Here is a 25,555-nt window from a genome sequence, read left to right as displayed (position 1 = left end):
GCGCAGTCGAAGGGCATCTTCGCGCCTCACCGTCGCAACGTCCGGAAGGCATCGGCGAGCGACGCCTGCAGATCCGAGCCTTCACCGAAGCGCGCATCCCACTGCGTCTGCGACCACAGGTCGAAGCGCGTGTCCTGACCCATCAGCACGGCGGCATCTTCGAGCGGCACGTACTTGCGCAGCATCGGCGACAGCAACACCCGGCCCGCCTTGTCGATCTCGGTCTCTACCGCGAAGCCGACGAAGACCTGCTTGAGGGTTTCGGCAACCTGGCGGTCTTCCATCTGCTGGATGTCGCGCACGATGCGCTCGAACTCCGGCAGCGGATAAATCTCAAGGCAGGGATTGGGGCCGCGGGTGATGACCAGCTGCGAATCGCAGATTTCGGCGAGCGACGCGCGAAAGCGCGCGGGGATCGCAATGCGACCCTTGTCGTCCACAGACAACTGATGTGAACCCGCGAACATTGCCGAATGTGGAGGTTTCCCCCACTGTCTCCCACTTTCCACCACGTCGCCGCACTATACGCTGGCGCCATAGCCCCCGCAAGCATTCTTTGGGGCAAAAATCCCGGCAAAACATGGGCTTATGTCAATTGCTTCGATCAATCGTTGATATTGATAGAAAACAATTAATTAGACGCCTTTCTTAATGTTGCTTGGCAAGTATTGAGGCTGAATCGAGAGGCAGACTAGGGTGACGTCGTTCAGCCGGGCTTCACCCGGCAAGGACAGTGCCGCCAAGCGCCCTTCGGCACCCTTAAAACCACGATTTTTCGCCGGCCGGAGCCGGTGATCAGATATAAAAAAGGGAGTCGGCCTGTAAGCCGGGTTCTGTGCCGGACGCTCGCGCGCCCGCGACAATCATTCCTCTAGGCGCGACGTCGCCGCCGCGCTCAAGCAACCTACCCGGAAGGCACGCGGGCCGCGCGTCGTATGGACGAATCCATACACCTTCCCTATTTGGTCTTGCTCCAGGTGGGGTTTACCGTGCCGGTCTGTTGCCAGACTCGCGGTGCGCTCTTACCGCACCGTTTCACCCTTGCCTGTGACACGCAGCTTGCACTGCGGCCCATCGGCGGTTTGCTTTCTGTTGCACTGGCCGTCGGCTCACGCCGCCCAGGCATTACCTGGCACCTTGCCCTATGGAGCCCGGACTTTCCTCCCTCGCGCAAGCGCAACGGCGATTGTCTGGCCGACTCCCGCGCGCATTATCCCACCAATTGCCGGCTACTGCGGGCAGCTTTGCGCGCAGATTGGAGATTTGCGGCTAAAGTGCGGCCCCACACTTTTTTCAGGATGTCCGTCATGGCGCTTCAACAGATCCAGGTGCACGCCACGGTTCACGCCCCGGTCGATGCCGTGTTCGCGTTTTTCGCCGACCACGAGAAATTCCTGTCGCTGCTTGGCGGCCGCGGGCGCCGGATCAAGGAGGGCGAAGACGATCCCAACGGCCTGGGTTCGGTGCGCCAGATCGGCGGCGGCCCGCTGGCATTCGAGGAGACGATCGTCACCTTCAAGCGCAATCAGCAGATCGAGTACGCCATCACCCGCGGCTCGCCGGTGAAGAATCATCGCGGCACGATCAACTTCAAGTCGGTCGATGGCGCTACCGTCGTCGATTACTCGATCCGCCTCGAAGGCAAGCTGCCGTTGATTGGGCCCATCGTCGCTTCGGCACTGCGCTTCGCGTGGAAGCTCAACGGCCCGCGCGTGCTCGCGAAGCTGGAAGCCGGCCGGGTCTGAACCTCGTCATTCCCGCAAACGCGGGAATGACGGATTGGATCAGCCGCGGTCGCGCGCCGACTGCGCGTGCGCCTGCAGGCCTTCGACATCCGCGATCGTGCCGGCGATGTCCGCCAGCACTTTCGCGCCGCCCGGCGTGCATTCGATCAGCGATGTGCGCTTCTGGAACTCGTAGACGCCGAGCGGATTCGAGAAGCGCGCTGCACGCGAGGTCGGCAGCACGTGATTGGGACCGGCGCAGTAGTCGCCGAAAGCTTCCGGCGCATGGCGGCCGAGGAACACCGCGCCGGCGTGACGGATTTTCTTCAGCAGCTCGCGCGGCTCGGCGACCGACAGCTCCAGATGCTCCGGGGCGATGCGGTTTGAGACCGCAGCGGCATCGTCAAGATCACGCGTCAGGATCAGCGCACCTCGATTCTCGATCGAGGCATGCACAATGTCCTTGCGCGGCAGTAATTCGACGCGCCGCATCATCGCTGAGTGGACGGCGTCGAGGTAGTCGGCATCCGGCGATAGCAGGATCGCTTCGGAATCCTCGCCGTGCTCGGCCTGCGAGAACAGATCCATCGCAATCCAGTCCGGATTCGTCAGGCCGTCGCCGATGACGACGATCTCCGACGGACCGGCAATCGAATCGATGCCGACCTGACCGAACACCAGGCGTTTGGCGGCAGCGACGTAGGCGTTGCCAGGCCCGACGATCTTGTCGACCGCGGGAATCGTCGCAGTTCCGTAGGCCAAGGCGGCAACAGCCTGCGCGCCGCCGACCGTGAAGATGCGATCGACGCCCGCGAGATGCGCCGCACCGAGCACCGCCGGGTTCAGCTCGCCGCCCGGCGACGGCACGACCATGACGACTTCCAGCACACCGGCGACCTTGGCCGGGATCGCGTTCATCAGCACCGACGACGGATACGAGGCCTTGCCGCCGGGCACGTACAGACCGACGCGGTCCATCGCCGTGACGCTCTGGCCGAGGGTATTGCCGTGTTCGTCGGTGAACGAGAACGGCGCGAGCTTCTGATGCTGCGCGTAGGCACGAATGCGTTGCGCCGCCTGTTCAAGCGCGCTGCGCAGCGCAGACGGCAGGCTGCCCCAGGCCGCGGCGCATTGTTCCTTCGAGACTTCGAGCTCCGCCGCGTGCTTGACCGTGCGGCGGTCGTAGCGATTGGTCAGCTCCAGCAGCGCCGCATCGCCGCGCGCACGCACGTCGGCAATGATCGCTTCCACCGCCTGCGTCACCGCCGGGCTGGCTTCGGGCGCGCGATCCAGCAGCGCGCCGAGACGCGCATCGAAATCGCCGTCGCGCGTGGAGAAGCGCGCGATCTTCACTGCGCCGTCGCCTTGGCGAAGCGCGTGATCAGATCCTGCACCGCGGCATGCTTCATCTTCATCGCCGCCTTGTTGACGACGAGGCGCGCGCTGATCTCGGCGATCGTTTCCAGCTCGACCAGGCCATTGGCGCGCAGCGTGTTGCCGGTGTCGACCAGATCGACGATCAGATCGGCCAGACCGACCAGCGGCGCCAGTTCCATCGAACCGTAGAGCTTGATCAGCTCGACCTGCTCGCCCTTCGCGGCGAAATGGCGGCGGGTAATTTCGGGGTACTTGGTCGCGACGCGGCGGCGGCCCGCGCCGTTCTGCGGCAGGTCCTTCTTGGTCGCGGTGGACAGGCGGCAGCGCGCAATGCCGAGGTCGAGCGGCTCGTACAGACCGTCGCCGCCGTGCTCCATCAGCACGTCCTTGCCGGTGATGCCGAGATCCGCTGCGCCGTACTCGACATAGGTCGGCACGTCGGTCGGGCGGATGATCAGCAGCGACAGGCCTTTGACATTGGTCGGAACGCGCAGCAGGCGGCCGATGTCGCCCGCGGGCGTGATGCCCATCTGGGCCAGCAGCGGCAGGCTATCGTCGAGAATGCGGCCCTTGGACAGGGCAATGGTGAGCTGGGTCATGACGGGTCAACACTTCAGGAGGCGCGATTGTACCGGCGTCAGCCCTTCTTGCGGTTGTCACGCAGGTAGATGACCTTCTGCTTGCCGTCGGCGGACGAGCGCTCGTCGATCTCGAACAGACCGGTGGCCTGCACCAGCTCGCGGAGCTTCTTGTAGCCGTAGTTGCGCGAATCGAAATCCGGCTTGCGCTTAGCAATCAGGTTGCCGACCGAAGGCAGCATGGCCCAGCCGTCGTTGTCGGCATCGTCATCGACCGCTTCGCGCAGCAAGCGCTGCAGTTCCGGGTCGGTTGGCGACGCCGGCTTGCGCTCCGGCTCGGCGACCGGCACTGCCGGCGCCGCCTTCTGCGGCTTCTTCGCCGCCTTGGCCGCCTTCGCTGGTTTCGCCGCAGCTTCGGCCGCTGGCGCCTTGGCCGCCGCGCCGCGCAGGACATCGAGGTAAGTGAACTTGTCGCAGGCCGAAACCAGCGACTGCGGCGTCTTGCGCTCACCGAAGCCGTAAACGTCCATGCCGGATTCACGCAGCCGCGAGGCAAGCCGCGTGAAGTCGCTGTCGCTGGTGACGATGCAGAAGGCGTCGAAGCGCTCGGTATAAAGCAGATCCATCGCGTCGATGATCATCGCGCTGTCGGTCGAATTCTTGCCTGAGGTATACGCGAACTGCTGCGCCGGCTGGATCGCGTGCTCGACCAGATGCTCCTTCCAGCCCTTCAGGTTCGGCTGGGTCCAGTCACCATAGATGCGCTTGACGCTGGCGACGCCGTACTTCGCAATCTCGGCCAGCAGCGCTTCGGCAATCGCCGGCTGCGTGTTGTCTGCGTCAATCAGTACCGCGATGCGGGCGGTCTTGGCTCCGGCCATGGCGTGACTCCGTTGAACCTACTTGAGACGGCGGATGCTCGCCCCCAGCTGCGCGAACTTGGCCTCGATGCGCTCGTAGCCGCGATCGAGATGGTAGATGCGGTCGATGACGGTGGCGCCGTCGGCAGCCAGTGCAGCAGCGATCAGCGCCGCCGAGGCGCGCAGGTCGGTGGCCATCACCGGCGCCGCGGTCAGGCGCTCACGGCCGGTGACGATCGCGGTGTGGCCTTCGAGGCGGATGTCCGCACCGAGGCGCTGCATTTCCAGCGCATGCTGAAAGCGGTTCTCGAAGATCGTCTCGATGATCACACCGGTGCCTTCCGCGACGCAGTCCAGCGCCATGAACTGCGCCTGCATGTCGGTCGGGAAACCCGGATGCGGCATCGTGTGGACGTTGACCGCCTTCGGTCGCTTGCCCTGCATGTCGAGTTCGATGAAGTCTTCACCGGTGCGGATGTGTGCACCGGCTTGCTGCAGCTTGACCAGGACGGCGTCGAGCAGTCCCGGATCGGTATGCGTCACGCGCACCGATCCGCGCGTCATCGCGGCGGCCACGAGGAAGGTGCCGGTTTCGATACGGTCCGGTAGCACGCTGTGCTGCGCGGCGCGCAGTTTCTCGACGCCGTCGACGACGATCGTTGTCGTGCCGGCGCCGCGGATCTTCGCGCCCATCGCCGTCAGGCAGCGCGCGAGATCGACCACTTCCGGCTCGCGCGCGGCGTTCTCCAGCACGGTCGTGCCGTCGGCAAGCACCGCCGCCATCATCAGGTTTTCGGTACCGGTCACGGTCACCGTATCGAAGACGATGCGCGCGCCCTTGAGGCGTGTCGCCTTGGCGTTGATGAAGCCGTTCTCGACACTGATCTCGGCGCCCATCGCCTTGAGGCCCATCAGGTGCAGATCGACCGGTCGCGCACCGATCGCGCAACCGCCCGGCAGCGACACCTGCGCCGCACCGCGGCGCGCGAGCAGCGGGCCGAGCACGAGAATCGACGCGCGCATGGTTTTGACCAGCTCATACGGCGCGACATGCGTGTGGATAGGCTGCGCATTGCATTCGACATGCGAGCCGTCCTGGCTGACCTTGACGCCCATCTGCGCCAGCAGCTTCAGCGTGGTCTTGACGTCCTGCAGCTGCGGCACGTTGTCGAGCGCGAGGACTTCGTCGGACAGGATCGCCGCGCAGAGGATCGGCAGCGCGGCGTTCTTCGCGCCGGAAGAGCGCACTTCACCGGCGATGCGCGCACCGCCCTGGATCTGGAGCTTGTCCATGGCTTACGCGGCCCGCGTCTTCAGACGCAGGGCGTGGATCTCGCGACCCATCTTCTCGCCGAGCGTTGCGTAGACCGCGCGATGCTGGGCCAGCATCGGCAGCCCGGCGAACGTCGCGCTGATCACTTCGGCCTCGAAGTGCTGGCCGTCGTCGCCGAACACGCGAACGGTCGCGTCGGGCAATCCCGCCTCGATCAGCGCCTTGATGTCTTCCTTGTTCATTTCTTGAGTTTGTAACCGGTGACGAGCATCCACAGACAGACTGCGGAAGCCACAACGAAGAAACCCGCGCTCCAGACCAGGCTCTGCCAGACCGGCACGTCGGCATGGCCGAAGAAGCCGTAGCGGAAACCGTCGATCATGTAGAAGAACGGATTGAGATGGGAAATCTGGTACCACAGCGGCGGCAGTGCGTGCACTGAATAGAACACGCCGGACAGGAACGACAGCGGCATGACGAAGAAGTTGGTCGCCACCGCGAGGTGGTCGAACTTCTCGGCGACGAGGCCGGCGATCATGCCGATCACCGCGAGCGACGCGCCGGACAGCAGGAACATGGTGAGCAGCACTAGCGGCGCCTCGATCGGCAACGGCACGATCGGCAGCGTCACCGCCAGCATGACGACGGCGACCAGGAACACCCGCACCAGCGCCGCCAGGATGTACGCGCCGAACCATTCGAGCGGGCCGAGCGGCGCCATCTGCAGGAACACCAGATTGCCCATGACCTTGGACTGGATCAGGCTCGACGAGGTGTTCGCGAACGCGTTCTGGATCACCGCCATCATGATCAGGCCGGGCACCAGGAATTCGGTGTAGGTCACGCCGTCGTAGGCGGACGCACGGCCCTTCATCGCCTGCGCGAACACCAGCAGGTACAGCAGCGTCGTAATCACCGGCGCGGTGACGGTCTGCGCGAGCACCGACCAGAAGCGCATCACTTCTTTCTTCAGCAGCGTCACGAAACCGATCTGATCCGGCGTCATGGCGCATCATCCCGTGTCAGGTCGATGAAGATATCCTCAAGATCCGGGTCGCGGGTCTGCACATCCTCGATGCCGACGCCGGCGCTGCGCAGCGCGGCGAACACGCTGCCGATCGGCTGCTTGGTCGTGTCGAGCTTGAGTTCGATATGACCGTTCGGCTCGCCGGTCACCATCGGCCGCAGCGCCTCCGGCAGCTGCGCTCCGTCGGCGAGCTTGATCCGCAGGAAACGGAACGGATGGCGCGCGAGCAGCTGCTGGGTCGGTTCGATGACCTGCAGCTCGCCATGATCGAGGATCGCGATGCGCTCGCAGAGCTCTTGCGCCTCCTCCAGATAGTGCGTCGTCAGCACGACGGTCGTGCCCTGCTTGTGCATCTCCGACATGAAAGCCCACAACGAGCGGCGCAGTTCGACGTCGACGCCGGCGGTCGGCTCGTCAAGGATGACGACGGCCGGCTTGTGCACCAGCGCCTGGGCGATGAGCACGCGGCGCTTCATGCCGCCGGACAGCGCGCGCATCGAAGCATTGGCCTTGCCGGCGAGATCGAGGCGCTCAAGCATCTCGTCGATCCACGGCCAGGACTCGCGGCCGCAGCCGTAGTAGCCGGCCTGGATGCGCAGCATCTCGCGGACCTTGAAGAAGGGATCGAACACCAGCTCCTGCGGCACGACACCGAGCTGGCGTCTTGCAAGGCGGAAGTCCGACACAATGTCATGACCCAATACGCCGATGGACCCGGCGTCCATCCGCACGAGTCCTGCGATGATATTGATCAGTGTGGATTTGCCGGCACCGTTCGGGCCCAGCAGACCGAAGAACTCGCCCTGGCGAATCGTGAAATCGATTCCCTTCAGGGCGACGGTCGGGCCGTAGGCTTTGCGGACACCGGCAATTGCGATGGCCGTTTGCATAGGCCGCAGATTATAAGTCGTTTGCCCGCGACAGATGCCGTGAACCAACAAACATACCAGTCCGACTACCAATTCGACGATAGCCCCCATGCCGCAACGCTGTGCCCTGCTCTGGTTCCGCCGCGACCTGCGCCTGACCGACAACCCCGCGCTGACCGCGGCCCTGGCGGCAGCGCCTTGCATCGTGCCGGTTTATATCGACGATCCCGAATCCGAAGCGCCGTGGGTGCCGGGCGCGGCGAGCCGCGTCTGGCTGCATCACAGCCTGGCGGCGCTCGCGGCGGATCTGGCGGCGCGCGGCAGTCCGCTGGTCATCCGCCGCGGCAACAGCCTTGAGGTCCTGCGCGAGCTGATCCGCGAAACCGGCGCCGACGCGGTGTTCTGGAACCGCTGCTACGAGCCGGCGGCCATCGCCCGCGATACGGCGATCAAGTCCGCCCTCCGCGGGGAGGGCCTGACCGTCGGCAGCCACAACGCGCTGCTGTGGCGCGAGCCCTGGACGCTGAAGACCGGCACCGACGGCAGCTACCGCGTCTTCACGCCGTACTGGCGCAAGCATTCATCGGAGTTGCTGCCGCGAACGATCGTTGCGGCGCCGGACGCCATTGCCCGCCCGAAGCGGACACTGCCGGGCCTCAAGCTGGATGAACTGGAGCTGCTGCCGGAACTCGGCTGGGATGCTGGCTTCCGGCCGTTCTGGCAACCGGGCGAGGCCGGCGCGCTCGCCCAGCTGGAGCACTTCGTCGACGGCGCACTGGCCGGCTATGGCCGCAGCCGCGACCGCCCGGATGAGGACGGCGTGTCGAGACTGTCCCCGCATCTGCATTTCGGTGAGATCAGCCCGGATCAAGTGATGGTCGCCGTGCGCCGGGTGCAGGCCGAGGGCGAGGTCCAGGAAGGCGATGCCCAGACCTATCTGAAGGAGCTCGGTTGGCGAGAATTTGCTCATCACCTGCTGGTTCACCAGCCGCATACCCCCGCCGAGCCGCTGAACCCGACCTTCAAGGATTTCCGCTGGCGCAAGCCGCGCGAATACGCGGGCGACCTCCAGGCCTGGCAGCGCGGACAGACCGGCTTTCCGATCGTCGACGCCGGCATGCGCCAGCTGTGGCAGACCGGCTGGATGCACAACCGCGTGCGCATGATCGTCGCGTCGCTGCTGACCAAGAACCTGCTGATTCCCTGGCAGGAGGGCGCGCGCTGGTTCTGGGACACGCTGGTCGACGCCGATCTCGCCAACAACACGCTCGGCTGGCAGTGGTCTGCCGGCTGCGGCGCCGATGCCGCGCCGTTCTTCCGCATCTTCAATCCGGTGCTGCAATCCGAGCGCTTCGACCCGCAGGGCCAGTACATCCGCCGCTGGGTACCGGAGCTGGCGCCGCTGCCGACGGCGCAGATCCACGCGCCCTGGCTGGCCAAGCCGGCGGTGCTCGCCGCGGCCCGGATCAGCCTCGGCAAGGACTATCCGCTGCCCATCGTCGACCTCGCCGCCAGCCGTGTCCGCGCGCTGGAGGTCTACGATCAGGCCAGGCGCGGTTAAGCCGGGCTTTGGCGGAGCCGCTTATACTCGCCCTCCGGATTCCCTAAGTTCCCGATGGACTCAGAAAAACTCAAAGCGCTGGGGCGCCGCGCCCTGGAGATCGAACGCGACGCCGTCACGGCGCTGATCGACCGTGTCGATGACCGCTTCGCGGACGCCTGCCGGATCATGCTGGCCTGCAAGGGCCGTCTGGTCGTCATCGGCATGGGCAAGTCCGGCCACATCGGCAGCAAGCTCGCGGCGACCTTTGCGTCCACCGGCACGCCGGCGTTCTTCGTCCATCCCGGCGAAGCCAGCCACGGCGACCTCGGCATGGTCACCCGTCAGGACGTGGTGCTCGCGCTGTCGTATTCGGGCGAGACCAACGAAATGATCACGCTGCTGCCGCTGCTCAAGCGCATGGGTGTGCCGCTGATCGCGATGACCGGCAAGCCGGGTTCGACCTTGGCCAGCGCCGCCGAAGTGCACATCGACGTCTCGGTCGCGCTCGAAGCCTGCCCGCTGAACCTCGCGCCGACGTCCAGCACCACCGCGACGCTGGCGATGGGCGACGCCCTCGCGGTCGCGCTGCTCGAAGCGCGCGGCTTCACGCCGGAGGATTTCGCGCTGTCGCATCCGGGCGGCTCGCTCGGCCGGCGTCTGCTGCTGAAGATCAGCGACGTCATGCACAGCGGCGAGCGTCTGCCGATCGTCGGCACCGATGCCACGCTGCGCGATGCCCTGCTCGAGATGTCGCGCAAGGGCCTGGGGCTCGCAGTCATCACGACAGGCGCCAATGAAGTCGCCGGCGTGTTCACCGACGGCGACCTGCGTCGCGTGCTCGACCAGGGCATCGACGTGCGCACCGCGAAGATCGCCGACGTCATGACCCGCGGCGGCAAGGCCATCAATCCCGGCCAGCTCGCCGCGGAAGCCGTCGCGCTGATGGAGAAGCACAAGATCACCTCGGTGCTGGTCAAGGACGAGCAGCAGAAGCTGATCGGCGTCGTGCACATGCACGACCTGCTGCGCGCCGGAGTGGTCTGATGGCGCGCCTGACTGCGGATGAAGTGCAGCGCCGCGCCCGCGAAATCCGCTGCCTGTTCCTCGACATCGACGGCGTGCTGACCGACGGCAAGCTGTACATCGGGCCGAACGGTGAAGAGACCAAGACCAACTTCGTCCGCGACGGCTATGGCATCAAGCTCGCGCTCAAGCAGGGGCTACAGATCGCGGTCATCAGCGGCCGGCCGTCGGAAGCGATGCGCCAGCGCCTGAGCTGGCTCGGCGTCCGTCACATCGCACTCGACACCGAAGACAAGGAACCTGCCTACCTGCGCATGTGCCAGGAAATGGGCCTCGGCGACGCGCAGTGCGCGCACATGGGCGACGACGTCCCCGATCTGCCGCTGATGCGTCGCGTCGGCCTTGCACTCAGCGTTGCCGACGCTCACGACAGCGCCTTGCAGGCCGCGCACTGGGTCAGCCGCTACAACGGCGGCCAGGGTGCGGTGCGCGAAGCGGTCGACCTGCTGCTTGCCGCTCAGGGCCGCCTGCCCGCATGAGCATGGTCGATCGCCAGTCCGTCGTGTTTCCGGTGCTCGCCGTCGTCGCCGCGATCGCCGCCTGGCTGACCATCGCCGGATTTCGCGAAGCGCCCGGCGACGCGGCCGAGATCAACGAGCAGCGCCCGCGCTACCACATCGAAGGCGCGCGCTGGCAGCGCTACGACGACAAGGGCGCGCCGCTGTTCGAGCTGACCGCGCGCGATGTCGATTACTTCGACGATGCATCGATGGAAATGAACGACATCGACCTCGAAACCCTCGGCGCCAACAACCAGTGGACCCTGACCGCGCCGCGCGGCAGCGTCGCCGCCGGCGAAGAGGTGCTGCGCCTGCATCCGCAGGTCGACGTCAAAGGTCAGTCGCGCGACCAGCGTCCGCTGGCACTCGAGACACCGAATCTGTTCGTCGACTGGACCGCGCGCACGCTCGATACCGACGCCAGCATCGTCGCGCGCAGCCTCGGCCAGACGCTCGACGCCGTCGGCATGCACGCCGACTGGGCCGCCGAACGCGTCACCTTCAAGTCGCAGGTCAAGGTGCGCCATGAACCGCGTTGAACAACTGACTGGCGCACTCGCCCTGTTGCTGCTCGCCGCGGGTGCGGTGCAGGCGCAGGACAACAGCGACGCCGACCTGCTGTTGCCGGAAGGCCCGGTGACCCTGACCGCCGATCGTGCCGAATGGGTGCAGGGCGGCGCGATGGAGTACGAAGGCAATGTCTCGCTGCAGTCTGGCTCGCTGACGCTGCGCGGCAATCGCATGACCGTGACCCAGTCCGCCGACGGCCAGTTCGAGGCTAAGATCAGCGGAACTCCGGCGCACCTGAAGCATGCCGGCGTCGCCAACGCACAGAAGAGCCTCGCTTCGCAGCCGGTCGACGCCGAAGCCAAGCAGATGGATTACAGCTCGCGTGAAGGCATCATCCGCCTGCGCGATGATGCGCACCTGATCCGCAACGGCGATGAAGTGGCCGGCGGGCTGATCGAGTACGTGGTCGCCGAGCGCCGGATCAAGGCCGCCGGCGGCCAGAACGGTCAGGTCCGCATCGTCATCCAGCCGCCGAAGAAGGCCGGTGCCGCAGGCGCAAAACCGACCGCGGCTCCGGCCGCCACCGCGGAGCCGGCACCATGACCGTCGCCACGCTGCGTGCCGAAAAACTGCTGAAGCGCTACAACAAGCGCACCGTCGTGCGCGATGTCTCGCTGAGCCTGCAGGCCGGAGAGATCGTCGGCCTGCTGGGCCCCAACGGCGCCGGCAAGACCACCTCGTTCTACATGATCGTCGGCCTGGTCGCCGCCGACGGCGGCAAGATCGAGTTCAACGGCCAGAACATCACCGCGCTGCCGATGCATGCGCGCGCGCGCCTGGGCATCGGCTACCTGCCGCAGGAAGCCAGCGTATTCCGTTCGCTGTCGGTCGCCGACAACATCATGGCCATCCTCGAGCTGCGTCCGGACCTCAAGCGCGCCGACCGCGCGCGCGAGCTCGATCGCCTGCTCGGCGAGCTGCATATCACGCACATCCGCGAAGCCGAAGGCCAGGCGCTGTCCGGCGGCGAACGCCGGCGCGTCGAGATTGCCCGTGCCCTCGCCGCCAATCCGCAGTTCATCCTGCTCGACGAGCCGTTCGCCGGCGTCGATCCGATTGCGGTCGGCGACATCCAGCACATCGTCGCCCAGCTCAGCGAACGCGGCATCGGCGTGCTGATCACCGATCACAACGTCCGCGAGACGCTGGGCATCTGCAAGCGCGCCTACATTCTCGCCGAGGGCACGGTCATCGCCGAAGGCGCGCCGGCTGAGTTGCTGAAGAACGAAACCGTTCGCCGCGTCTATCTCGGCGAATCCTTCAAGCTCTGAGCCTGCCGCCCACCCGTGGACATCTCAGCGGCAATCCAGCAGGTCGTCGACAAGTTCAGGGACGGCGAGAAGATCGTTGAACTGGCGACACCGGTGATGATCAACATCGCCGCCGCCGTGGCGATCTTCTTCCTCGGCAAATGGCTGGTGAAGATCCTGCTGCGCCTGATGCGCAAGGCGATGCAACGCGCTCGCATGGATGAAACGCTCGCGAGCTTCGTCAGCAATGTGCTGTACGGCTTGGGCATGGCGGTGGTCATCATCACCGCGCTGGGCAAGCTGGGCGTGGAAACTACATCTGCCGCGGCGATTCTCGGCGGCATGGCGCTGGCGATCGGCCTGTCTCTGCAGGGCCAGCTGTCGTCGCTCGCTGCCGGCGTCATCCTGATCGTGTTCCGGCCGTTCAAGCGCGGCGATGTCGTCAGCATCGGCGGCACGGTCGGCACCGTCGACGAGATTCGCATAGTCCACACCGTGATGACGACGGGCGACAATCAGGTCGTCTACGTGCCGAACTCGAACATCACGACGACGACGATCATCAACTATAGCGCCAAGCGCACCCGCCGCATCGACCTGACGCTGGGCATCAGCTACACCTCGGACCTGCGCTTGGCCAAGCAGCTTCTCGAGCAGATCCTCAAGGAAGAACCGCGCGGACTGGCGGAGCCCGCACCGTCGGTCGAGGTCAAGGAACTCGCGACCAATTCGGTGAACTTCGCGGTTCGCCTGTGGGTCAAGTCGCCGGACTGGTGGCCGACGCAGTGCGCGCTGATGGAACGCATCAAGCTCAAGTTCGACGAGAACGGCATCGACATTCCGTTCCCGCAGACCGTCGTGCATGTCGATGGCCTGCAAGACGCGCTGGCCAAGCCGCGGGACGCGAGCGCGCCCGCCGCCTAAGGCCTGTCGACGCCATGAGCCGGGACCTGCTCGACCAACTCGCGCTGAGCTGGCGCAGCAACGCCGCAGCCTGGACCCAGGCGGTGCGCGGCGACGAGATCGAAAGCCGCCGGCTGGTCACCAACGCTGCGATCGTCCAGGCAACGCTCGCCCATCGGCCACAACGGGTTCTCGACGTCGGCTGCGGCGAAGGCTGGCTGTGCCGGACGCTGTCCGGCGCCGGCATTGACGTCATCGGCATCGATGCTTCAGCGCCGCTGATCGATGCGGCACGCAGCGCCGGCAATGCGAGCTACCACGTGCTGTCGTACGACGAGCTGCACGCGGCGACCGATCGGCTCGGCCGGTTCGATGTGCTGGTCTGCAATTTCGCCTTGCTCGAAGCGGATCTCGACGGCTTGCTCACCGCGTTGCGAGCGCTGTTGGCTCCGCAGGGCCTGCTGTTGATCCAGACCGTGCATCCCTGGACCGCGCGCGGCGACGCCGGGTACCGCGATGGCTGGCGCACGGAAACCTTCGCCGGCTTCGGCAGCGGCTTCAGCGCCGCGATGCCCTGGTACTACCGCACGCTGGAATCCTGGCTCGCAAGCCTCGACGCGGCCGGCTGGCAGCTGACCTCGCTCGCCGAGCCACGCCATCCGCAGACCGGCCTGCCGGCCTCGCTGCTGCTCGGCGCCACAACAAAAAGCCGGCCCTGAGGCCGGCTTTTCGTCATACCGCGAAGCTTACTTGCGGTCGCGCTTCGCCCCGATGCGCAGGCGCAGCGCGTTGAGGCGGATGAAGCCTTCCGCGTCCTTCTGGTTGTACGCGCCGCGGTCGTCCTCGAAGGTCGCGATCTTGGCGTCGAACAGCGTGTCCGGCGAACGGCGGCCGGCGTTGTAGACGTTGCCCTTGTAGAGCTTGAGGCGCACTTCGCCGTTGACCTTGGTCTGCGTGTCGTCGATCAACGCCTGCAGCGCGCGACGCTCCGGCGAGAACCAGTAGCCGTTGTAGATCAGCTTGGCGTAGCGCGGCATGATCTCGTCCTTCAGGTGCGCCTGTTCACGGTCGAGCGTGATGCTCTCGATCGCGCGGTGTGCCTTCATCAGGATCGTGCCGCCCGGCGTTTCGTAACAGCCGCGCGACTTCATGCCGACGTAGCGGTTCTCGACGATGTCGAGACGGCCGATGCCGTGCTTGCCGCCGAGCGTATTGAGCTCGGCGAGCACCTTGTACGGCGACATCTTCTTGCCGTTCACCGCGACGACGTCGCCGTGCTTGAACTTCAGCGTGATGTATTCCGGGGTCGCCGGCGCCTGCTCCGGGTTCTTGGTCCAGCGCCAGATGCTGTCATCCGGCACCCACCACGGGTCTTCCAGGCCGCCGCCCTCGTACGAGATGTGCAGCGCGTTGGCGTCCATCGAGTACGGCGAGCCGCCGCCCTTCTTCTTGGTGATGGGAATCTTGTGCTTCGCGGCGTAGGCCAGCAGCGTCTCGCGGCTGGTCAGGTCCCACTCGCGCCAGGGTGCGATGACCTTGATCGCCGGGTTGAAATGGTAGGCGCCGAGTTCGAAGCGCACCTGGTCGTTGCCCTTGCCGGTCGCGCCGTGGGCAATCGCATCGCAGCCGGTCTTCTCGGCGATCTCCATCAGACGCTTGGCGATCAGCGGACGCGCGATCGAGGTGCCGAGCAGGTATTCGCCCTCGTAGATCGCGTTGGCGCGGAACATCGGGAACACGAAATCGCGGACGAACTCCTCGCGCAGGTCGTCGATGAAGATTTCCTTGACGCCGAGCTGCTTGGCCTTGGGGCGGACATGGTCCAGTTCCTCGCCCTGGCCGATGTCGGCCGTGAAGGTCACGACCTCACAGCCGTAAGTGTCCTGCAGCCACTTGAGAATGACGGAGGTATCCAGCCCGCCCGAGTAGGCAAGCGCGACTTTCTTGGGTTTGCTCATGGGGGAACGTTCTGCGGCGAGAGAGTGAATCGGGTATTAAATCGGCGCGCGAATTGTACGGCACTTGGCCGGTGCGGCGCTCCATGCCGACCGACCATACCGGGTATCCTGTACCTCCGCCTTACGCTCGCCGTGCAATGGACTCCAGCCCCCCCAAGACCAAGATCGGCCAGCGCTTCCGCGGCTTCCTGCCGGTGGTCGTCGACGTGGAGACCGGGGGCTTCAACGCGCAGACCGACGCCCTGCTGGAAGTCGCGGCGGTGATCCTCGGCATCAACGAGGACGGCAAGCTGGAACGGCGCAACACGGTGTTCGCCCACGTCGAGCCGTTTGCCGGCGCCAACATCGAGAAGGCGGCGCTGGAGGTCAATGGCATTCGCATCGACAACCCGCTGCGCCTGGCGATGAACGAGCGCGATGCGCTGGACCATATCTTCCGGCCGATCCGCAAGGCGGTCTCGGAAAACGGCTGCACGCGCGCCATCCTGGTCGGCCACAACGCCCACTTCGATCTGGGCTTCATCAATGCCGCGGTCGCCCGCACCGCGACGAAGCGCTGCCCGTTCCACCCCTTCAGCGTGTTCGACACCGCGACGCTCGGCGGCGCGGCGCTCGGCCAGACCGTGCTCGCCCGTGCGCTGCAGGCGACCGGCCTGGGCTACGACGCCGAGGCCGCGCACTCGGCGATCTACGACGCCGAGAAGACCGCGGACCTGTACTGCCTGCTGGTCAATGAAATGCACTCGATCTACGAGCGTTACGGCCTGCCGGCCCGGCGCGGCGCGGTCGAGACCGCGTCGAACGCCGAACCGGACCTCGAATAGGAGATGCCGCGATGCGCGGATTGATCAGGTTTCTGCTGCTCGTCGTCATCTTCGCGGCGCTCGGCGCCGCCGGTCTCAAATGGCGCTATGGCGGCGGCGGCGATTTCCCGGACCGCCTGCCCGGACCGGCGCGCCTGCCGGAGACCGCGCTCGAAACCGTTGCCGAACTGCCGACGCCACCGGGCAATATCGCGGTCTCCGCGACCGGGCGGGTCTTCGTTTCCCTGCACCCGGAAGCGCGCCCGGAGTGGAAGATCGTCGAACTGGTCAATGGCGAGATGCGCCCCTGGCCGAGCCTCGAGTACCAGACCGGCGCCGGCGAGCCGCGCCATTTCCGCGACGTGCTGTCGCTGCGCATCGACCGTCAGAACCGCCTGTGGACGCTCGACAACGGCATGCACGGCCTGCATCCGGGCCGCTTGCTGGCGTTCGACGTCGACAGCGGGGCGCTGGTCCATGAGTTCGAGTTCCCGCGCGCCATTGCCGGGCTCGGCTCGCACCTCAACGACTTCCAGGTCGCGCCGGACGGCAACACGATCTACATCGCCGAAGCCAGCTTCTTCGCGCTGACGCCGGCCCTGGTCGTCTACGACGTCCAGCAGCGCAGCGCCCGCCGCCTGCTCGAAAACCATCCGGCCGTGCAGGCCGACCCCTTCATTCCGGTGGTCCAGGGGCGCCGCATGGAAGCCTTCGGACTGGTCGCGATCCGCCCGGGCGTGGATTCCATCGTCCTCGACCGCCGCGGCGAGTGGCTGTATTTCGCCGCCGTGACCGACCTCAACCTGTACCGCATCCGCAGCGCCGACCTGCGCGATCCGCAGATGGACGCCGCCACCCTCGCCGGCCGGGTCGAAACGGTCGCCGCGAAGACGGTCTCGGACGGCCTGACGATCGACGATGCCGACACGATCTACATCTCCGACCCCGAACATTCGGCGATCATCACCCTGCGCAGCGACCGCAGCGCCGAGACCCTGGTCCAGAGCGAACGCCTGCGCTGGCCCGACGGTTTCAGCTTCGGCCCGGATGGCTGGCTGTATGTCAGCTGCTCGAGCCTGCAGCATGTCATCGGCAAGCCGCCCTCCGAAGTGACCGCAAACGCGCCATACTCTGTATTCCGGATTCAAACCAACGCCAGTGCCACCGCAGGTCAGTAAAACGACGCCTCTGATGCAGGGCGTCGGCACTGATCAGGCGATGTTCAGCTGACGAAGACACACTTATCCACTTGCCCGCTGCCCAGCCGATGCTCGCTTCAGTGTCCAGATCCTTGTGCATCAAGTTCGTTCTCGCCGTGGCGCTGCTGCTGCCCGCTTCGGCCTTTGCCGCCTTCGACTTCAACGCGGTTGCCAAGAAGGCCAAGGCGCTGGCGCAAGAGAACTACAAGGCCCCTGACACCAAGCTGCCGCCAGCGTTGGCCAAGTTGAGCTACGACGATTACCGCAAGATCCGTTTCCGCCCGGAACGCGCGTTGTGGCACAACTCGAGCCTGCCGTTCGAACTGCAGTTCATGCCGCGCGGCATGTACTTCAACCAGAACGTCAAGATCAACCTGATCGGCAGCGACGGCGTGCGGCCCATCGCCTTCAACCCGTCGAACTTCAGCTACGGCGACACCGGTATCAACACCTCGACGCTCAATGACCTCGGCTTCTCGGGCTTTCGCGTCCACTACCCGATCAATCGCGAGGACTACAAGGACGAAGTGCTCGTCTTCCAGGGCGCGACCTACCTGCGCGGCCTCGGCAAGGGCCAGCGCTACGGCATGTCGGCGCGCGGCCTGGCCGTCGATACCGGCGAGCTGTCCGGCGAGGAGTTCCCGCAGTTCACCGAGTTCTGGATCAAGTGGCCGCGCGCCGACGATCACGAACTGACGATCTACGCGCTGCTCGATTCGCCGCGCCTGACCGGCGCCTACCGCTTCGTGCTCAAGCCGGGCGACGCGACGGCGGTTGCGGTGACTTCGCGGCTGTACTTCCGCGGCGACGTCAACAAGCTCGGCGTCGCGCCGCTGACCAGCATGTTCCTGTTCGGCGAGAACCAGCCGAGCGGCCGCGAGGACTTCCGCCCCGAAGTGCACGACTCCGAGGGCCTGATGGTGAAGTCGGACGACGAGTGGATCTGGCGTCCGCTGGTCAATCCGCGGCGGCTGTTCATTTCCTCGTTCGGCCAGAACAATCCGCGCGGCTTCGGCCTGATGCAGCGCGACCGCGACTTCGCCCATTACGAAGATCTCGACACCCGCTACGACCTGCGTCCGAGCGCCTGGATCGAACCGCAGGGCGACTGGGGCAAGGGCCGCGTCGAGCTGGTCATGATCCCGACGCCCGATGAGACCAACGACAACATCGTCGCCTACTGGGTGCCCGAGCGCGCACCGCGCGCCGGCGATCAGCTCGACCTGTCCTATACGCTGTACTGGCAGATGAAACCGGAAACCGTGCCGTCGCTGGCGCGGGTGGTGCAGACGCGGCGCGGCCACGGCTTCAAGCCGGCCGACGACGTGCTGCGTTACCAGATCGATTTCGCCGGCGGCGAACTCGACAAGCTGCCGCCGGATGCCCAGCTGGTCGCCGGCGTCTGGGTCAGCGAGCCCGGCGAGCTGGTCGAACGCCAGCTCGTCCGCAATGAGGCAATCGGCGGCTGGCGCCTGAATCTGCGCGTCCGCCGCGGTGACGAAACCAAGGTGCTCGAGATGCGCGCGATCCTGCGCGACGGCAGCCGCACGATCTCCGAAACCTGGGCCTACGCCCTGCCAGCGAACGCGGGACGCTGATGACCGCAGGCGACGCACGTCCAGCCATGCGCAAGACGGTGCTTCACGGCTACGCAGACGCCATGCCGCTCGACGCCGCCGGGCATGAGGCGCTGGATCGCGCGATCAGTGCCGGTGCCAACGACCCCAAACCGGCGCGTTTCGCCGCCATGCATACGGCGCTCAGCGAGCGCGAACCCGGCGCCACTGCCGCCGAGAGCGTGCGCCGCTCGGCCTGGGCCCGGCTGCACCAGCATCTGCAGCACGCGCCGCGCAAAGGCGACCGCGAGCTGATCGGCCGCATCGTCGAAAACGTGCAAGGCGAGCTGCAGCTGGTGACGATGCCGCCGCTGACGCGGGCGTCGATGAGCCCGCATCCCTGGGCCAACAATCCGTTCAAGCGTCTGTGGGCCTGGGTCAAGACGCTGACCTTCGGCCGCCGCGGCCGCATGCACGCGCGCGATGCCGATGAAGTCCCGCCGGTGCCGCTGAAGGCGGCGCGCCGTCCGTGGCGCTTCACCGCACAGTGGCGCCGCGCGCTGCTGGTGGGCCTCATCCTGGCCCAGACCGTCGTGGCCACCTACTTCATGACCGCGGTGCTGCCGTTCCGCGGCACGCATTATCTGGAATGGGCGATCCTGACGATCTACGCGATCCTGTTCGCCTGGGTCTCGGCCGGCTTCTGGACCGCGTTGATGGGCTTCTACACGCTGCTGCGCGGCAAGGATCGCTTCTCGATCTCGGCCAGCGCCGCACCGGACGCCCCGATCACCGCCGGCACCAAGACCGCGATCCTCGTCCCGATCTGCAACGAGGACGTCGTCCGCGTCTTCGCCGGCGTGCGCGCGACCTGGGACTCGATCTGCCGCACCGGCCTGCGCGACCAGTTCGAGCTGTTCATCCTCAGCGACACCTACCAGGCCGACACCCGCCCCGCCGAGGTCGAAGCCTGGCTGCAGCTGTGCCGCGAGGTCGATGGCTTCGGCCACATCTTCTATCGCCGCCGCACGCATCGCATCAAGCGCAAGTCCGGCAACATCGCCGACTGGTGCCGCCGCTGGGGCAGCCGCTTCAAGTACATGGTCATCCTCGATGCCGACAGCGTCATGTCGGGCGAGTGCCTCAAGCGCCTCGTGCAGCTGATGGAGGCCAACCAGACCGCCGGCATCATCCAGACCGCGCCGCGCGCCTCCGGCCGCGAGACGCTGTACGCGCGCATCCAGCAGTTCGCGACGCGCGTCTACGGACCGCTGTTCACCGCCGGTCTGCATTTCTGGCAGCTCGGCGAATCGCACTACTGGGGCCACAACGCGATCATCCGCGTCGCGCCGTTCATGCAGCACTGCGCGCTGGGACGTCTGTCGGGCCGCGGCGCGCTGTCCGGCGAGATCATGAGCCATGACTTCGTCGAGGCGGCGCTGATGCGCCGCGCCGGCTGGGGCGTCTGGATCGCCTACGATCTCGCCGGCTCCTACGAGGAAATGCCGCCGACCCTGCTCGACGAGCTGCAGCGCGACCAGCGCTGGTGCATGGGCAACCTGCAGAACTTCCGCCTGTTCTTCACCCAGGGTCTGCATCCGGCGCACCGCGCGGTGTTCATGACCGGCGTCATGGCCTATCTGTCGGCGCCGTTGTGGTTCCTGTTCCTTGTATTGTCGACCGCGCTGCTCGCGGTCTTCGTGTTGTCCGAACCGCAATATTTCACGCAGCCCTATCAGCTCTTCCCGAACTGGCCGCGCTGGCATCCCGAATGGGCGATGCGCCTGTTCGGCGGCACGATGACACTGCTGTTCCTGCCGAAGATCCTGTCGCTACTGCTGCTGATCTGCAGCCCGCGCGAGTGGCGCGGCTTCGGCGGCACCGGACGCATGATTGCCGGCGTCTTCCTGGAAAGCCTGTTCTCCGCCGCGCTGGCGCCGATCCGCATGCTGTTCCACGCGCGCTACGTCACCTCGGCGCTGGCCGGCATCTCGATCAAGTGGAAGTCGCCGCCGCGCGAAGATGCGCAGACCCCTTGGGGCCTCGCCATCCTGCGCCACGGCGGCGGCAGCGTGCTCGGCCTCGCCTGGCTGGGCGGCGTCTACTGGCTCAATCCAAGCTTCCTGCCGTGGCTGCTGCCGGTCGCCGGCAGTCTGGTCGTTGCGGTGCCGCTGTCGGTCTGGAGCTCGCGCGTCGTCCTCGGCCGCGGCGCGCGCAACGCCCGCCTGTTCCTGATTCCCGAAGAAGCGATCCCGCCGCGCGAGCTGCGCTGGTTGCGCGCCGGCATGCGCCGCGCCAAGGCGCCGGCCGATTTCCGCGCCGCGGTCGCCGATCCGGTCGTCAATGCTCTGATGACGCTGCAGGCCGGACGCCTGCGCCGGCATACCGAGGCGCAGCGCCTCGAACGCGTTCAACTATTCGACAGCTGGATCAAGGGTACGCCGGCCCAGGTCAGCGAGATCAATCGCAACCGCGTGCTGTCGGATCCGGATGCGCTGGCCAGCCTGCACCTGCGCGCCTGGACCGACGACGGCGCCGATCCGGGCTGGCGCGAACCGCAGCCCTGAAGACGCGGGGCGCGCTGTCGCGCTTTGTCACAATTCCACAATGCCGCTGTCATCAACGGTATACAGCTGAGTCATAGAGTGCGCGGCATCCGAACAGGAGCTACGCATGTCCACACGCATCGATGGTGATCTGCCGCGCCAGCGCCCGCGCCTCGAAGTGCGCTTTGCGACGACGCCCGAACAGATTCTCGCCACGCAGAAGCTGCGCTATCGCATCTTCGCCGAGGAACTCGGCGCGCAGATCGACGGCGGCACCGAAGGCATCGATCACGACGAATTCGACCGCCACTGCCGTCACATGATGGTGGTCGAGGTCGACAGCGAACGCATCGTCGCCTGCACCCGCATCCTCACCGACGACCGCGCTCCTGCCGCCGGCGGCTTTTACTCTTCCGGCGAGTTCGACCTCGCCATGCTCGATTCGCTGCCGGGTCGCGTGATGGAGATCGGCCGTACCTGCGTCGACGCCGAATACCGCAACGGTGCGGTCATTGCGACGCTCTGGCAAGGCATCGCCGCGTTCATCATCAACGAGGGCTACGACTATCTGTTCGGCTGCGCGAGCATCGGCCTCGAAGACGGCGGCGCCTCGGCGCATGCGATCCTCGAACAGATCCGCGCCAAGCACCTCGCACCGGAATCGCAGCGCGTGCGGCCTTACATCCGCCTGCAGTCCGCCGACAACCGCGCCGACGAGAAGCCGCGCATGCCGCCGCTGCTCAAGGCCTACCTGAGCCTAGGCGCCAAGGCCTGCGGCGATGCCTACTGGGATCGCGATTTCAACTGCGCCGACGTCTTCATGCTGCTCAACGTCACCGACCTGCACCCGCGCTACGCACGCCACTTCCTCGGCCGCCAGAGCGAAGCCGAGAACGCAACGGCGCTGCAGGCCTAGGGCACCGCTGATGCCGTCGAGTCTGCGGACGCTGCTGCGCAGCGCACGCCTGCTGGTCCACATCGTCAGCGGCGTTCTGGTTTCCACCGCGGTCAATCTGGACTTCAGCGGGCGCCTGCGTCCCGAGTCGATCGCGCGCTGGTGGTCCTTGCGCCTGCTGCGCATCCTCAACATCGAGCTAGTCGTGCACGGCAAGCGCGCCGGCGGTGCGACCGTGACCGCCGCCAATCACGTGTCCTGGCTCGACATCCCGGTGATCTCCACCGGCGACCAATGCCAGTTCATCGCCAAGTCCGAAATCCGCCACTGGCCCGTGGCCGGCTCGCTGGCCAAGGCCGCCGGCACCTTCTATCTGCGTCGCGGCAAGGGCGGCGCCAAGCCGTTGGTCGAAGCGCTGGTCCCCCATCTCGCCGCCGGCGGCTCGGTCGTGCTGTTCCCCGAAGGCACGACCACCGACGGCCGCACGGTCCTGCCCTTCCATGCCCGCCTGTTCAGTGCGGCGATCGACGCCAACGCGCAGATCCAGCCGCTGACGCTGCGTTACGGTCCGGGACGCAATGGCCGCCTGGTCGCGCCGTTCATCGGCGATGACGATCTGGTGCGCCACATCCTGCGCCTGCTGCGCGAACCGGCGCTGCGGGTCGACATGATCTACGGCACGCCGTTCAGCGTCGAAGGCCTCGACCGCGCCGCGATTGCCCTGCGCGCCGAGCAGGCGGTGCGTCAGACCCTGGGCTCGGCGATCAGCACGCCGACCGCCGTCGAGCTCCGCAGAACCGCCCTCGCCGCGTGATAAGGTCAGCCGCTGACGAAGCGGCGAGACTCGATCCATGTGGCAGCGAATCCTGGTGGCTGGCGGCATCCTGATGGCGGTCAACGGCACGGCAGCCGCCGCCGAAACGACCTCCTGCGCGGCGATTGCGGAGCCGGCAGCCCGGCTCGCCTGCTACGACCGGGCCAATGCCCCTCAGGCGACAACCGCTCCCGCCGGGCCGGCGGCCAGGTCGGCCGTCACCCCCGCCGCCCCGCCGGCCGCCACCGCGGCTCCCGCAGTGGTCGAGGAGCGTTTCGGTGCCGAAACCCTGCCCGCCAAGCCCAGCGATCCGGAAATCCCGGAAGCCATCCAGAGCCGCATCAGCGGCCTGTTCAAGGGCTGGGACCAGAACACGGAGTTCAAGCTGGACAACGGCCAGGTCTGGCGCTGCGTGAACTGCCGCGACGTCTACTACCAGGTCGAAAATCCTGCCGTCACGGTCAAGCGCGGCTTCATGGGCAATTACTGGCTCCAGGTCGACGGCCTGAATACCCGGGCGACGGTCAAGCGGATCAAGTGAATCCCCCAGGCGTCAGCGCGCCCGCCTCCGTTACAATGGGCACATGAGCGAGACCCCCACGCAGCAACCGCCTGCCGCACCGCGCCGCATCGTCCAGGGCGAGAAGCTGCGCGGCGCCGACAAGATGGCGCGCATCCCGATCAAGATCGAGCCGACCGTCACGCCGATGCGCAAGCCGGCGTGGATCCGCGCCAAGACGCAGGGCACGCCGGAAGTCGCGCGCATCAAGGAAGCGCTGCGCGCCAACAAGCTGCACACGGTCTGCGAGGAAGCCAACTGCCCGAACCTCGGCGAGTGCTTCGGCAAGGGCACCGCGACCTTCATGATCATGGGCGCGATCTGCACGCGCCGCTGCCCGTTCTGCGACGTCGGCCACGGCCGGCCGAATCCGCTCGACCTCGACGAGCCGGTCAATCTCGCCCGCACGATCCGCGACATGCGCCTGCGCTACGTCGTCATCACCTCGGTCGACCGCGACGACCTGCTCGACGGCGGCGCCGAACATTTCGCCAACTGCATCCGCGAATCGCGCGCGCTGTCGCCGTCGCTGACGATCGAAGTGCTGGTGCCGGACTTCCGCGGCCGCATGGATCCGGCGCTGACGATCTTCAAGGACACGCCGCCGGACGTCTTCAACCACAACCTCGAGACCGTGCCGCGCCTGTACAAGCTCGCGCGCCCGGGCTCTGATTACGACTGGTCGCTGGATCTGCTTGAACGCTTCAAGGGCCTGCATCCCAACGTGCCGACCAAGTCCGGCCTGATGCTCGGCCTCGGCGAGGAGATCGAGGAGATCGAGCAGGTCATGCGCGACCTGCGCGCACACAAGGTCGACATGCTGACGCTGGGCCAATACCTGCAGCCGTCCAAGCATCACCTGCCGGTTGCCCGCTACGTGCATCCCGACGAGTTCGAGCGCCTGCGCGTCATCGGCGAGCAGATGGGTTTCTCGCATGTCGCATCCGGCCCGATGGTGCGTTCGAGCTATCACGCCGACCAGCAGGCGCACGGCGTCCTCTCGCACGACTGATGAGCGGCGGGCCGCTACCCGCCGACGTCTACCTGCAGGGCATCGCCAGCCTGCCGCTGGTCTCCATCGACCTGATCGTGCGCAACCGTCATGGCGAAGTGCTCGTCGGCCTGCGCCGCAACGAACCCGCCGCGAACAGCTGGTTCGTCCCCGGCGGTGCGATCCGCAAGAACGAAACGCTTGATGCCGCCTTCGCGCGCATCACTGCCGCGGAGCTCGGTCGCAGTGTCGCGCGACGCGACGCACGTTTGCTCGGCGTGTATGAGCATCTCTATCCGACCAACTTCCTGAACGCGCCCGGCATCGGCACGCATTACGTCGTGCTCGCGCATGAGTTGCCGCTGCTGGATGCGCTTGATGCGACTGCGCTGCCACCCGACCAGCATGGCGCCTATCGCTGGATGCCGGTGGCGATGCTGCGCGAGCATCCGCTGGTGCATGAAAATACGCGGGCATACTTTCCGTAGAGCTCGACAGCTCGCGTCCTCCCCTTCATAGGGAGAAGGGGAATGCACTAGGAAAGCTCTGATGTGTATCCGCGACCCCGTAGCCCGGATGCAATCCGGGTTCGCGCATTCTCCTCAGACGCAGCCCCCCGGGTTTCACCCGGGCTACGTGCTGCGCATGCCCACGCCGCAAGCGGAGAGAGCGTTCTT

The 25,555-nt window shown here is 66.4% G+C and carries 27 protein-coding genes and 1 other RNA gene; 18 read left to right on the top strand and 10 right to left on the bottom strand.

Annotation, left to right across the window (positions count from 1 at the left end; all coding sequences use genetic code 11):
* Positions 1 to 26: 26 nt before the first annotated feature.
* Both mraZ and rnpB read right to left on the bottom strand, forming a co-directional pair.
* A complete protein-coding gene (gene mraZ / locus AC3WUF_RS05205; protein WP_492423102.1) occupies positions 27 to 467 on the bottom strand; it encodes a division/cell wall cluster transcriptional repressor MraZ in 441 nt (146 codons plus the stop codon).
* 339 nt (positions 468 to 806) lie between these two features.
* Positions 807 to 1,202: RNase P RNA component class A (gene rnpB / locus AC3WUF_RS05200), an RNA gene on the bottom strand.
* Positions 1,203 to 1,307: 105 nt separating this feature from the next.
* On the opposite strand from rnpB, the gene AC3WUF_RS05195 reads away from it, so the two are divergent.
* A complete protein-coding gene (locus AC3WUF_RS05195; RefSeq protein WP_492423100.1) occupies positions 1,308 to 1,745 on the top strand; it encodes an SRPBCC family protein in 438 nt (145 codons plus the stop codon).
* Between the two features lie 39 nt (positions 1,746 to 1,784).
* Here the strand turns inward: AC3WUF_RS05195 and hisD are convergent, their stop codons facing one another.
* The 7 genes from hisD to AC3WUF_RS05160 are packed head-to-tail and all read right to left on the bottom strand — an operon-like array spanning position 1,785 to position 7,729.
* Positions 1,785 to 3,077, bottom strand: coding sequence for a histidinol dehydrogenase (gene hisD, locus AC3WUF_RS05190; RefSeq protein ID WP_492423098.1), 1,293 nt, complete (start codon positions 3,075 to 3,077; stop codon positions 1,785 to 1,787).
* Positions 3,074 to 3,700: an ATP phosphoribosyltransferase gene (hisG, locus tag AC3WUF_RS05185; protein WP_492423096.1), complete on the bottom strand. Its 627-nt coding sequence runs from the start codon at positions 3,698 to 3,700 to the stop codon at positions 3,074 to 3,076. The genes hisD and hisG overlap by 4 nt, the downstream gene beginning before the upstream one ends.
* Before the next feature lie 38 nt (positions 3,701 to 3,738).
* On the bottom strand, positions 3,739 to 4,560 hold the full coding sequence (locus AC3WUF_RS05180; RefSeq protein ID WP_492423094.1) for an NYN domain-containing protein: 822 nt from the start codon (positions 4,558 to 4,560) through the stop codon (positions 3,739 to 3,741).
* 18 nt (positions 4,561 to 4,578) lie between these two features.
* Entirely contained in the window at positions 4,579 to 5,832 is a 1,254-nt protein-coding gene (murA, locus tag AC3WUF_RS05175; protein WP_492423092.1) for a UDP-N-acetylglucosamine 1-carboxyvinyltransferase, read from the bottom strand.
* Between the two features lie 3 nt (positions 5,833 to 5,835).
* The gene (locus AC3WUF_RS05170) at positions 5,836 to 6,054 is read right to left on the bottom strand and encodes a BolA family protein (RefSeq protein WP_492423090.1); all 219 of its coding nucleotides are present in this window, start codon (positions 6,052 to 6,054) and stop codon (positions 5,836 to 5,838) included.
* A complete protein-coding gene (locus tag AC3WUF_RS05165; RefSeq protein ID WP_492423088.1) occupies positions 6,051 to 6,818 on the bottom strand; it encodes an ABC transporter permease in 768 nt (255 codons plus the stop codon). Before AC3WUF_RS05165 ends, AC3WUF_RS05170 begins: the two co-directional genes overlap by 4 nt.
* A complete protein-coding gene (locus AC3WUF_RS05160) occupies positions 6,815 to 7,729 on the bottom strand; it encodes an ABC transporter ATP-binding protein (protein WP_492423086.1) in 915 nt (304 codons plus the stop codon). The genes AC3WUF_RS05165 and AC3WUF_RS05160 overlap by 4 nt, the downstream gene beginning before the upstream one ends.
* An 88-nt stretch (positions 7,730 to 7,817) precedes the next feature.
* On the opposite strand from AC3WUF_RS05160, the gene AC3WUF_RS05155 reads away from it, so the two are divergent.
* Genes AC3WUF_RS05155 through AC3WUF_RS05120 form a run of 8 tightly spaced genes read left to right on the top strand, consistent with a single transcriptional unit; the run spans position 7,818 to position 14,276 of the window.
* The gene (locus tag AC3WUF_RS05155; RefSeq protein WP_492423084.1) at positions 7,818 to 9,269 is read left to right on the top strand and encodes a cryptochrome/photolyase family protein; all 1,452 of its coding nucleotides are present in this window, start codon (positions 7,818 to 7,820) and stop codon (positions 9,267 to 9,269) included.
* 54 nt (positions 9,270 to 9,323) lie between these two features.
* Positions 9,324 to 10,295: a KpsF/GutQ family sugar-phosphate isomerase gene (locus tag AC3WUF_RS05150; protein WP_492423082.1), complete on the top strand. Its 972-nt coding sequence runs from the start codon at positions 9,324 to 9,326 to the stop codon at positions 10,293 to 10,295.
* Positions 10,295 to 10,813: a KdsC family phosphatase gene (locus AC3WUF_RS05145; RefSeq protein WP_492423080.1), complete on the top strand. Its 519-nt coding sequence runs from the start codon at positions 10,295 to 10,297 to the stop codon at positions 10,811 to 10,813. The genes AC3WUF_RS05150 and AC3WUF_RS05145 overlap by 1 nt, the downstream gene beginning before the upstream one ends.
* Entirely contained in the window at positions 10,810 to 11,373 is a 564-nt protein-coding gene (gene lptC, locus AC3WUF_RS05140; protein WP_492423078.1) for an LPS export ABC transporter periplasmic protein LptC, read from the top strand. The genes AC3WUF_RS05145 and lptC overlap by 4 nt, the downstream gene beginning before the upstream one ends.
* Positions 11,360 to 11,947: a lipopolysaccharide transport periplasmic protein LptA gene (lptA, locus tag AC3WUF_RS05135; RefSeq protein WP_492423076.1), complete on the top strand. Its 588-nt coding sequence runs from the start codon at positions 11,360 to 11,362 to the stop codon at positions 11,945 to 11,947. Before lptC ends, lptA begins: the two co-directional genes overlap by 14 nt.
* Positions 11,944 to 12,675, top strand: coding sequence for an LPS export ABC transporter ATP-binding protein (gene lptB / locus AC3WUF_RS05130; protein WP_492423074.1), 732 nt, complete (start codon positions 11,944 to 11,946; stop codon positions 12,673 to 12,675). The genes lptA and lptB overlap by 4 nt, the downstream gene beginning before the upstream one ends.
* A gap of 15 nt (positions 12,676 to 12,690) precedes the next feature.
* Positions 12,691 to 13,578: a mechanosensitive ion channel family protein gene (locus tag AC3WUF_RS05125; protein WP_492423072.1), complete on the top strand. Its 888-nt coding sequence runs from the start codon at positions 12,691 to 12,693 to the stop codon at positions 13,576 to 13,578.
* Between the two features lie 14 nt (positions 13,579 to 13,592).
* Positions 13,593 to 14,276, top strand: coding sequence for a methyltransferase domain-containing protein (locus tag AC3WUF_RS05120; RefSeq protein WP_492423070.1), 684 nt, complete (start codon positions 13,593 to 13,595; stop codon positions 14,274 to 14,276).
* Positions 14,277 to 14,303: 27 nt separating this feature from the next.
* Here AC3WUF_RS05120 and AC3WUF_RS05115 read toward each other — a convergent pair whose 3' ends face one another.
* On the bottom strand, positions 14,304 to 15,515 hold the full coding sequence (locus AC3WUF_RS05115) for an argininosuccinate synthase (protein WP_492423068.1): 1,212 nt from the start codon (positions 15,513 to 15,515) through the stop codon (positions 14,304 to 14,306).
* 137 nt (positions 15,516 to 15,652) lie between these two features.
* Between AC3WUF_RS05115 and rnt the strand changes: the two genes are divergently transcribed.
* From rnt to AC3WUF_RS05070, 9 genes are all read left to right on the top strand, one after another.
* Positions 15,653 to 16,339, top strand: a complete 687-nt coding sequence (gene rnt / locus AC3WUF_RS05110; protein ID WP_492423066.1) for a ribonuclease T — start codon at positions 15,653 to 15,655, stop codon at positions 16,337 to 16,339.
* 11 nt (positions 16,340 to 16,350) lie between these two features.
* A complete protein-coding gene (locus AC3WUF_RS05105) occupies positions 16,351 to 17,496 on the top strand; it encodes an L-dopachrome tautomerase-related protein (RefSeq protein WP_492423064.1) in 1,146 nt (381 codons plus the stop codon).
* Positions 17,497 to 17,585: 89 nt separating this feature from the next.
* Entirely contained in the window at positions 17,586 to 19,115 is a 1,530-nt protein-coding gene (locus AC3WUF_RS05100; RefSeq protein ID WP_492423062.1) for a glucan biosynthesis protein G, read from the top strand.
* Entirely contained in the window at positions 19,115 to 21,640 is a 2,526-nt protein-coding gene (mdoH, locus tag AC3WUF_RS05095) for a glucans biosynthesis glucosyltransferase MdoH (protein WP_492423060.1), read from the top strand. The genes AC3WUF_RS05100 and mdoH overlap by 1 nt, the downstream gene beginning before the upstream one ends.
* Before the next feature lie 106 nt (positions 21,641 to 21,746).
* On the top strand, positions 21,747 to 22,535 hold the full coding sequence (locus AC3WUF_RS05090) for a GNAT family N-acetyltransferase (RefSeq protein WP_492423058.1): 789 nt from the start codon (positions 21,747 to 21,749) through the stop codon (positions 22,533 to 22,535).
* Positions 22,536 to 22,545: 10 nt separating this feature from the next.
* Positions 22,546 to 23,328 (top strand): lysophospholipid acyltransferase family protein, encoded by a 783-nt coding sequence (locus AC3WUF_RS05085; protein ID WP_492423056.1) that lies wholly within the window; start codon positions 22,546 to 22,548, stop codon positions 23,326 to 23,328.
* Between the two features lie 37 nt (positions 23,329 to 23,365).
* The gene (locus AC3WUF_RS05080) at positions 23,366 to 23,869 is read left to right on the top strand and encodes a hypothetical protein (protein ID WP_492423054.1); all 504 of its coding nucleotides are present in this window, start codon (positions 23,366 to 23,368) and stop codon (positions 23,867 to 23,869) included.
* Between the two features lie 43 nt (positions 23,870 to 23,912).
* Positions 23,913 to 24,899 (top strand): lipoyl synthase, encoded by a 987-nt coding sequence (gene lipA / locus AC3WUF_RS05075; protein ID WP_492423052.1) that lies wholly within the window; start codon positions 23,913 to 23,915, stop codon positions 24,897 to 24,899.
* Positions 24,899 to 25,366: a GDP-mannose mannosyl hydrolase gene (locus tag AC3WUF_RS05070; protein ID WP_492423050.1), complete on the top strand. Its 468-nt coding sequence runs from the start codon at positions 24,899 to 24,901 to the stop codon at positions 25,364 to 25,366. Before lipA ends, AC3WUF_RS05070 begins: the two co-directional genes overlap by 1 nt.
* The last annotated feature ends 189 nt before the right edge of the window (positions 25,367 to 25,555 follow it).

The sequence above is a fragment of the Fontimonas sp. FW305-C-3 genome (genome assembly GCF_058783185.1).
This window is presented reverse-complemented; position numbering and strand designations above follow the sequence as displayed.